Source organism: Streptomyces sp. NPDC086077, assembly GCF_040686175.1.
GTDB lineage: Bacteria > Actinomycetota > Actinomycetes > Streptomycetales > Streptomycetaceae > Streptomyces.
Map to the genome: position 1 here is coordinate 1 of NZ_JBFBJT010000088.1, position 9124 is coordinate 9124.

The window sequence follows — 9124 nt, forward strand, 5'->3', positions numbered from 1 at the left end:
GTCCGGATTTGGTCGGGCGGGAGGTCGCCGAACGAACTTCAGCGAGTCGGCCGACACGGTGGACCCTTATGGTTCACGGCACCCATGTCGTCTCGACCCTGGCCGGAACCGGGGCAGCGTCCGGGCGCGGCTTCAAGGGAGTAGCTCCGGGGGGCGGATCCTGGACGCCAAGGTGCTGGGTGACGATGGCAGTGAGCCTTTCCAACCTGACGGCGACGGTGAGGTGTTGGAGGTTGCCAGCTGTACGGAACGACGAAGCCCCTGGTAGACGGGTGCTCAATCAAGATCACCCGTGTCCGCCAGGAGCTTCGCGTGCTTGTCTATCCTTCGTCGATCGATCTGTCCAACGGCACCCTGCGCTACCTGACCGCGCTGCTGCGTGCCCGACAAGCGAGAGATCGGGACCCGGTGGCGACGGCTGCCTGTCGGCCGTCAGGCCCTGCTCGCCCTCGCCCACCTGCGGTGCGGGGACACCTACGCGCGGCTCGCCGCCGGGTTCGGCGTCGGCGTCGCGACCGTGTACCGATACATACGTGAGGTGATCGACCTCCTGGCCGCCGCCGCGCCGACCCTGACCGAGGCGATGAAGACCATACGGGCGAAAGCCTTCCTGATCCTGGACGGCACCCTGCTGCCGATCGACCGGATCGCCGCCGACACCCCGTACTACTCCGGTAAACACAAACGTCACGGCATGAACGTTCAGGTCCTCACTGACCCGTTCGGCCGACTGCTGTGGGCCTCGCCGGCATTGCCCGGATCGACCCATGACCTGACCGCCACGCGGCAGCACGGCATCATTGACGCGCTCGCCGAAGCCGACGTGAAGTGCTGGGCGGACAAGGCATACCAGGGCGCCGGGCGCCTCGTCCGGGTGCCGTTCAGGGGCCGCCGACTCAAACGCTGGAAGCGGCGGCACAACAGCGACCACGCCAAGATCCGCTGTCTCGGCGAGCAGGCCATGGCCGTCCTGAAGGGCTGGTGCCTTCTGCGGAAGCTCCGCTGCAGTACCAACCGGATCACCGACATCGTGAAGGCCGTCGTCGTCCTTCAGCACTTCTCGACCTGAGGTGAGAAACGACTTCATGAGTTTTGACATCTTCGTGTGCCGGTTCGAGAACGGTGAGCCGGCGCCGTTGGACATGAGTGCCGCGCACGAGGTCCTCGGCCCCTATGCAGTGGTGCAGGACCCCGAGACGGACTTCCTGCTGGTGAGTACGGCGGAGGGGGAGGAGGCGGGTGTGTACTTCAACAGTCCGACCGGCATCACCTTCAACCGCTTCGGAGGGGACGGGATCATGGACCTCCTGGCCGTCCTGCTGCGACGGCTGGATGCCGTGCTCGTTGTCCCGGGCGGGCCAACCATGATTCAGCGGGACGCGGACCGCGAGCTTCTGCCCGCCTCCCTCAGGGACGGGTGGCCCGTCGTCGTGGCCCGTACCGGCGCGGAGATCGACCGGGCGATCCGGGCTTCCTGAACGAACGGGCGAGGGGCCTGTCCCGGTGCGTCTCACCGGGTCAGGCTCCGTCGTCTCCACGCGGGCGCGGGCGCGACTGCCGGCCAGTACGCCTCCGTCACAGCAGCCACGCTGGGATCTGATGCATCGGCCAGTAGGCCATGGCCACCTTAAAAAGCTGGCGTCTCCTGCGAAAGCTCCGCTCCAGTGCCAACGGGATCACCAGCATCGTGAAGACCGTTCTGATCCTTCACCACGTCTCGAACTGAGGTTGGAAAAGGCTCAGTGGATCGGATTCCAGTGTCATCGCGGGGATGGAGTGGGTGGTCGCCGAGGGGGCGCGTGTCGTCAATCTGAGTCTGGGCGGCACGGATACCCCTGGTATCGATCCGCTGGAAGAAGCGGTCAACCAACTCTCCGCGCAGACGGGTGCCTTGTTCGTCATCGCCGGTGGCAACGACCCAGCTCTGTCTCCCTGCGGGCAAAACTCACCGACCGAAAGGGGAACACACTGACCCAGACAATCGACCGCGCCTACATCACGGTCCTGTAAGCGATGCTGCGGTGTGCCCCCCGGAGTCGGGACGACGGAGGCACACCCGCATCTTCGAACACAGCACCACCTTTGTGGATGGGCCTCCAGTCGTCTGGGCGGCTCTCTGCAGTTTCGGTCGACGAGCCTCCGGGCGCCTACGTGGGACGAGAGGGACAGACTGTGACACGAAGGGCCCAGCGAAGAGGCCGCGGTCGACGGGCAGAGAGCTTCGTTCTCGTGACTGTCCACGACGGAGGGAGCACGAAGGGCCTATTTGCAACCCGGAGAACGGTCGCGCGTCAGTCATGGCGAGACGACGTGCTCTGGCGGTCGTCCCCGGCCCGTCGCAGAGAGACGGCGTGCCTTACGCAGGTCCGCGGTCGGTGCGGCACCAGCCCCAAGGGACACTCACGTAAGAATGATAGGAAGAACGATGAGAAGAATGGCCCGGGCCGCCCTAGTACTCCAGCAGCACTTTGACGTTTTCCCTGTTCAGGGGTGGTTTCGGTGAGTGTAGTGGGCTGATGGTCCGCCCGGGTTCTCTTTCCCGGACCGCCCCTCGATCGTGTGCAGCCGCCGCTGATAGTGGCAGCGGTTCGGGCAGCCTCCCGGCGTGATCGACGAGCGTGCAGTTGAGATCTGGAACGACGAACTCGAGGAACTGTTCCTGCGTACCGGCCACCGCTTCAAGCGGGTTGAGCCGCGCCGCAGGATGCGTGATTACGTCCGTGGGCTGCTGGGTCCGGTTGGCCGCAAGAACGGCTGGCAGCTGGCCGAATACGCCGGACACCGCACCCCCGACCGCCTCCAGAGGCTCCTCAACGGCGCCCGCTGGGACGCCGCGAGCTCCGCGACGACCTCCAGTACTACGTAGCCGAACGGCTCGGCGAACCCGACGGAATCCTCATCCTCGACGACACCGGCTTCCTCAAGAAGGGCACCACCTCGGCCGGCGTGCAACGCCAGTACTCCGGCACCGCCGGCCGCACCGAAAACTGCCAGATCGGCGTGTTCGCCGCCTACGCCACCACCCGCGGACGCGCCCTGGTGGACCGGCCCCCGGGGACATCGGTCATCGATCCCCGGGGGCCGGCTTCTTTGCAGGACTCACTAGCCAGCTTCATCCTGTGGCACCCAACCTGCGCGCCGCTGCAACAGGCAGTTTGCCCAGGTCAGGTCAGCAGGGCTTCCAAGAGGAAACCGCGTCGTTGAACTTGGAACCGGCAAGATTGGCCACCTCGTACCCAGCGCGAATCTTGAAGTAGTCGCCCTGGTGGTTGTTGTGCTCCCAGAAGCAGAGGTCACGGCCAGTCGTGTTCCTGATGGACGAAATAGCGTCCTGGAAGCCCGGGCCGATCTGGTTGGCTACGTCGTAGATGTACTCCCGCTGCTGCATGTTCATGTGGCACCCCCACGACTGATTAGCGAAGTAGGCGTCCACGCAGATGGAGAGGCCCGTCGATGCCTTCGCTGCGGTGTTCTCAGCAGCGGCAGCGACTCCTGCCGTCGTAGAGGCAAGTCCCAGCGCCGCCACCGATATGGCGAGTCCGGCCAAAGTCTGCTTGATGTGCGAGTTCATGCTTCCTCCCAGGACGTTGGAGATCGCGAGCCGAATCCGCTCATTGACGTATTCCACTCACAACCACCATGATCAACTGTCGTCGATCATCTTATATATCTCTCATGAGAGATACGAATCGGAATCTAGTGATTCAGAACACGAATATACGAATTCATTTCCCGCCGCGACCGCTAGAAATCCTGCGGGCACAGCAATTCCCCCGTCGTCACCGAAAACAATTCGGAACCGTACGGGTTCACACGCCCACGAGCGGCAGGGTGCGTTTTCTTCCTACTAGTCATCTTGAATAAATCCGGACGCGGCTTTGAAACCGTCCTGCCAGCTCCGCCAACCTGAACCGGGATCTTGCAGTCGACCGCACAGTCCCGCTAATGATGCCTCGGCTTTGAGTCACTGGTGACTCGCCCTGGGGTGAAGCGCACGATCGGCCCGCCGATGGCTGCTCCCGATCAGGGCTCTTCCGGCCAGCCGTGAAGTGCGCTGAGCAGGTTTGGTTCGAGTCTCGACGGACGCATGCCTGTCTGGTCGCAACGGCCCCACTGCGCCTATTTCACAGCATCAAGCTCACACGCTCGCTGACACCGAGCAGTGATTTTCCGTGCACCTCCAGGCCGACGGCGGGAATCAGCCCGGCGTGACGAGCAGCGACATTGGCATCTCGCCAAATCCGCTGGAGGATGTTGCTGTCGGCGAACGCCGATGAACCGTGCACATTCGCGAGCACATTGATCGCCTCGACGACCTGTTGGGCCGCGAAGCCGGCACGCGCCCTGATGTGCGACCGTGTGGCAAGGCTCAGCGGCCCACCGTGGGCTCCCCTGTCCACCTCGTCTGCCGCCCGATAGACGAGCAGACGGGCACTCTCCAATTTCAGCGCGGCCTCGGCTACTTGCATCTGGACGCCGACCGAGTCCGCTTGGCTGTTATGCACAGTGAACGACAGCGGCTTTGTCACGGCTGCCTCGCGGGCCGCGGTCAGCGCGGCGCGGCCCAGGCCGAGCAGGGGCCCTGTCAGGCAGAGCACGAGCATCGGCCCGAAGGCTGAACTGTAGAGTGCTGTGTCACGTGTGGTGCGCGGATAGATGCCTTCGGCGGCAGCCGGCACCGACAGCACGCGATGCTCGGGCACAAATACGTCCTGTCCGACGAGAGTGCCGCTGGCTGTCGCCTTCATGCCCGCCGTGTGCCATGTGTCCTCGAAAGCAAGCTCCGAGGCGGGGATGAGGGCAAGGGAATGGTCCGAGATCTCGCCCCTGTCGTCTTTCAGCAGCACGCCGAGTGCTGCCCATGTGGCGAAGGGGGCGCCTGAGTTGTAGGACCACTTGCCGCTGACGCGCCACCCGCCTGCTACCCGTTCACCCACGCCCGTAGGCGCTGCGACACCAGTTACACGCGCGTCGGCGTCGGCCCCAAAAACCTCTTCTTGAGCCTGGTCGGGGAACAGGCATGCCAGCCAGTTGGTCACCGCGATAATCATCCCGACCCAGGCGGCTGAGCCATCTCCCTCGCCCAGCGTTTCCGACACCTGGATCAAAGTGCGCAAGTCGGTCTCGGAGCCTCCGTAGCGTTTCGGAGTCAGCTGCCGAAATATCCCGGCTTCAGCCATCGCGTCGACGACCTCGGCGGGGAGCACGCGTTCCGCCTCTGCGCGTGCGGAGTGCCCCCGTAGCAAGGGTTGAAGGGCTGTGGCCCGCGCAACCAGTTCTGCTCTGACGTCCTGCTCGGGCTGCTCGCCTGTCGTGGTCGGCGAGCTCAAGTGTTTCACCATGTATCTACCTTGTGCGCAGATCGAAACGCGGGCCCCGGGTCCAGGGGGCACCGTGTGGAGAAATGGTGGTGGCACAATGCCCTCGTCTTTGCTGTGCCGTAAAACAGTCCTGCCGCGTATGACGCGGGGCGTCAGCTACACGTGGTGCGTTATCCGTGCAAGAGGTCCGAGGGTTGCAGCGGATTGCGAGCATGACCGTGGCTTCACGCGCCGCTGGAGGGCTGGATCGTCTCGGCCAGGTTGGGCCGGCTGTGAGTGTCGTGCGCCGTTCTGCTTCGCCGGCTGGCGGGATCTTGTTGATTGTGCTCGGGAAGTTGGTTACCAGGCTTCACGTGCAAGCCATGAGTCGATGCGATTGGCAACGTCCAACCAGCGCGGTTCCAGGATCAGGCTGTGTGCGCGGTCGGGCAGATACAAATAGTCGGCGCCGAAATGGGCGGCATGCTGCCGCACCAGTTCCGCGGGTGAGACGATGTCCTGTCCCCCGGCGACCATGAGCATAGGTCCGCTGATTCGGGTCCGGTCCAGCTGGATGGCGGCGCCGCGCTGCGCGGCTTCCCATACTGCCCTGGGTGACTCGGCAGGCATCAGCGCGTGGTAACGGCGGGCATCGTCTTCCGAACAGCCGGTGAAGAACCAGTCCACGGCCGTCTCGAAGGGCATCGGCGGGAAAGGTGCGGACAGGTCGACGGGGACCTGTATCGCCTCGCCCTTGCTTTCCGTGCACGGTACGGGCGCCAGTAGTACCTGGGCCTGCACTGCATGGTCCTCAGCGTACTTCTGGGCCACCGCTGCGCCCATGCTGTGTGCGATGAGTACGGGCGCTTCACCGGCATACCTGACCACGATGTCGAGTTCTTCCGTCGCATCCAGCATGCTTCGGTTGACGAACTCCTCGGTGGGGAGTGCCTTGGAGCCGGTGTGATTGAACCAACTGAAAGCGTAGCAGTGGCGGCCAAGGCCGGCGAAGTGGCGCGTCCAGTTGTCCCACAGCCAACTGCCGTGACTGCCACCGTGGATGAACACGATCGGCGGCGCTGTGGCCAGGCCGCTGGGTGCCACGTGCTCTACAAACACCCCGTCGATCAGGTGCTGTTCGACTTTCATCAAGTTCCTTCGCATAGAGACATGTGCCGTTGATCTGCTTGAGAGCGGGCCGCATGGCAGTCACTGAGATGGCTGTGCAAGGAGGAGCCCGGTGGCGTCAGCACGCAACGCGGGGGCGCAGAACTGGATGAGAGGCACCCATGGTGTGGGCGGGTGTCTCTGCTAAGGCCAGGCGCAATCCTGATCGGGGCACGACCGCTGTGCGAGACATCCCGAGCAAGACCGGTCCCTGTGGGGACGACATGTGCTGGTGATAGTGGACCGCACATGGAACGATTAGTCAAGTTACAGCGCTGCCACTCAGCCGACGCCACTGCCGCAGAGGGCGAAGGTCGCACTGATGGGGGCGATAACTGCATCACGCAAGCTCGACGACTCGATCGCGTTCCCAAATTACATGACTGGTCGTTCCTGAATTTCCCAAGTGTTCATCCGGGAACGTTCCTCGTCCGCGACCGCTCGAGCCGCAGTGTTGACTGACGGCGCGGCCCTCGAACCAGGGTGGTTGTATTTCCTGGCTGGTGCGGCTATCAGATGCTCAGGACGGCGCGTGACTGACCTGTGGGCTCGTACGTATGACCGTGAGGGTGAGCACCGCTCCGATCACAAGCAGTCCCGCCATGAAGTACAACCCGTTGTTCACACTGCCTGTCTGCGTCTTGACCCAGCCCAGGATGAAGGGGCTGACGAAGCCGCCCGACAGACCGATGGAATTGACGAGTGCGATGCCGCCGGCACGCGCCTCCGGAGCCAGATACTTGACGGGGATTGACAGCAGAATCGGCATCGCACCATAGACGGAGCAGGCAAGCATCGCCAGTGCGAGCACTGACAGTCCCAGGTTCTTTTCCGCGAACGACAGCAGAATGAGGGCCATAGCGCCTGTCAGGCATGGAATGGCTGTGTGCCAGCGACGTTCACCTGTCTTGTCCGAGTGACGGGACAGCAGGATCATCGAGACCGTGGCGAAGGCAAACGGGATGGCAGCCCAGGCGCCGATCTGCGCGGGCGAGTTCAGACCTGCGTCCTTCAGCATGAGCGGCATCCAGAACGACACTGCCTGGATGCCGCACACGACAGTGAACCAGGCAAGGGCTGTGACGTAGACGTTGACGTCTCGCAGGGCGCTGACGAATCCGTGCGCTGACACCCCCGGCGCCTTGTCCCGTTCCAAGCCGTCGGCGATGCGATGCCGTTCGCCGTCTGTCAGCCACTTCGCCCTGTCGGGTCCATCGGGCAGGACGAAGAAGAACACGACCCCCAGCACCACGCTCGGCAGGCCCTCGATAAGGAACAGCCACTGCCAGCCGCCCATGCCTGCAACCTTGTCCATCCCCTGCAGGATCCAGCCCGACAGCGGCGAACCGAGGGCACCTGCGATGGGACTGCCGCACAGGAAGAGCGCCATCACCCGAGCCCGGCGGTTGTTGGGGAACCAGTACGTCAGGTACAGCATCACGCCCGGCGCATAGCCGGCCTCGAAGGCTCCCAGCAACAGTCTCATGACGTAGAACTGAGTGGGCGTCTGCACAAGAAGCATGCAGGCCGATGTCAGGCCCCACAGGATCATGATCCGCGACAGGGTCAGCCGGGCCCCGATGCGCTTCATCCATAGGTTGCTCGGGACCTCGAAAAGAAAGTAGGTGGCGAAGTACAAACCCGCGCCGAGTCCGTAGACCGCGGCACTGAAACCCAGCTCCTCCTTCATTTGGAGCTGGGCGAATCCAATGTTGATCCGGTCGAGGTATGCAAGCACGTAGCCAGCGAAAATGAGCGGAATGAGCCGTCGGCCGATCTTGCCGTAGAGCGCTGCGCCGGAGTCCGTTCCGGCGGATGCGTCTCCCGACGATGCGACGCCCTCGGCGAGTGGCGGTTCAGTAGCAGTCACAGTTGCCTCCCGTGGCAACGGTCTGGGCGGCTCGAGCCGCGAATCACAGGTGGTGTGCAGGGAGGCCATGGCGCGTCACCGCTGCCGCCTTGGTCGAAGGGTATCCGCTCACCCACACAAGACTGTCCGCTGCACGGACAAGTGTCCGCACGAGTCTGTGAGTCGTTGTGGACCATGTCAAGGCCAGCCGACTCCGGTCAGGCAACGGTATGGGGAGATTTGACCGAATATCACTTTCTGATCATCAAGCTTTGCGTATCGTTGACAGTCCGTCGGTCGCCAAGTAATCATTCGGATGCGATGCGAGAAGCCATTGAACGGACACTCGTCCGTTGGATGAATCGACATGACGGCGCGGCAGGTACGCACACAGGCAGAGGGCAGGTGCGGCGGGCGGTGGCAGACTCCTCGTCGCCCGACCCAAGCCTCACAGGTCGCTATTCACTCTAAGGAGTTGACGAGTCCCTGTCAGGCTTCGGGTGGCGGATTCTCCGCTGTGGTCAGTGCTGCAAACAGCGCCTAACCCAATGAAGTTTGAGGATCCAGCTACAGGCATCCCGGCTCGCCGTTGGCGACGAACCGTGTCAGGGATCGCTCCAGCAGCAGCTACCCGGTCGAGCTCGGGTTCGTCCAGCGACGCCGTTCGCGTCCGGTAGACCACTCCGCCAGGGCTAGGCGCTGTTTCTCGGATTGCCTTCCGTGAGTGGTGTGTTGGGGCCAGGGTGGCTGCATGGGACGTGGTGATCTGACGAATGCGGAGTGGGAGCGACTGGAGTCGTTCTTACCT

At 63.5% G+C, this 9124-nt stretch carries 5 protein-coding genes and 4 pseudogenes; 5 read left to right on the plus strand and 4 right to left on the minus strand.

Annotation, left to right across the window (positions count from 1 at the left end; translation table 11 throughout):
- The first annotated feature begins 312 nt into the window (after window positions 1-312).
- From AB0O67_RS23845 to AB0O67_RS23865, 5 genes and pseudogenes are all read left to right on the plus strand, one after another.
- Window positions 313-1069 (plus strand): annotated as a pseudogene (locus tag AB0O67_RS23845) (transposase family protein).
- Window positions 1070-1085: 16 nt separating this feature from the next.
- A complete protein-coding gene (locus AB0O67_RS23850) occupies window positions 1086-1478 on the plus strand; it encodes a hypothetical protein (RefSeq protein WP_146192681.1) in 393 nt (130 codons plus the stop codon).
- Window positions 1479-1576: 98 nt separating this feature from the next.
- A pseudogene (locus AB0O67_RS23855) lies at window positions 1577-1726 on the plus strand (IS5/IS1182 family transposase); the annotation flags it as partial.
- Between the two features lie 18 nt (window positions 1727-1744).
- A pseudogene (locus AB0O67_RS23860) lies at window positions 1745-1972 on the plus strand (S8 family serine peptidase); the annotation flags it as partial.
- A 657-nt stretch (window positions 1973-2629) separates the two neighbouring features.
- Window positions 2630-3048, plus strand: a pseudogene (locus tag AB0O67_RS23865) (transposase); the annotation flags it as partial.
- A 121-nt stretch (window positions 3049-3169) separates the two neighbouring features.
- Here the strand turns inward: AB0O67_RS23865 and AB0O67_RS23870 are convergent.
- From AB0O67_RS23870 to AB0O67_RS23885, 4 genes are all read right to left on the minus strand, one after another.
- Window positions 3170-3628 carry a hypothetical protein gene (locus tag AB0O67_RS23870; RefSeq protein ID WP_365453382.1) on the minus strand — a complete coding sequence of 153 codons (459 nt, stop codon included), beginning with the start codon at window positions 3626-3628 and terminating at the stop codon, window positions 3170-3172.
- Between the two features lie 496 nt (window positions 3629-4124).
- Complete coding sequence (locus tag AB0O67_RS23875) at window positions 4125-5342, minus strand: acyl-CoA dehydrogenase family protein (protein ID WP_365453385.1); 1218 nt, start codon at window positions 5340-5342, stop codon at window positions 4125-4127.
- A gap of 318 nt (window positions 5343-5660) precedes the next feature.
- Window positions 5661-6449 (minus strand): alpha/beta fold hydrolase, encoded by a 789-nt coding sequence (locus AB0O67_RS23880; RefSeq protein ID WP_365453388.1) that lies wholly within the window; start codon window positions 6447-6449, stop codon window positions 5661-5663.
- Between the two features lie 538 nt (window positions 6450-6987).
- Entirely contained in the window at window positions 6988-8337 is a 1350-nt protein-coding gene (locus AB0O67_RS23885) for an MFS transporter (protein ID WP_365453391.1), read from the minus strand.
- Between the last annotated feature and the right edge of the window lie 787 nt (window positions 8338-9124).